The organism is Monashia sp. HAY1-5C, from assembly GCF_056755255.1.
The window spans coordinates 1-236 of sequence record NZ_JBPGXG010000768.1; the positions used below are offsets into that span (position 1 = coordinate 1).

Consider the following 236-nt stretch of genomic DNA (forward strand, 5'->3'; position numbering starts at 1 on the left):
GGGGGGGGGGGGGGGGGGGGGGGGGGGGGGGAGTGGGGGGGGGGGGTGGGGAGGAAGTAATAGAGCCGGAGGATGCCCGACGAGCGGGTCGGATGGCCCAGGGCGTCGAGCGCGCCGCTGTCGAGCAGGAAGCTGTACGCGATGTCGTGGTTGTGTGTGTACAGCTTGAGGCCGTGTGAGGCCGCACGACGACCAAGGGCGTTCCACCGCTCGGCAGCGGCGGCCCAGTCGGTGAC

The 236-nt window shown here is 72.9% G+C and carries 1 pseudogene; it reads right to left on the minus strand.

From position 1 onward, the window contains the following. Nucleotides 1-236: pseudogene (locus tag ACR9ZK_RS23485) on the minus strand (hypothetical protein); the annotation flags it as partial.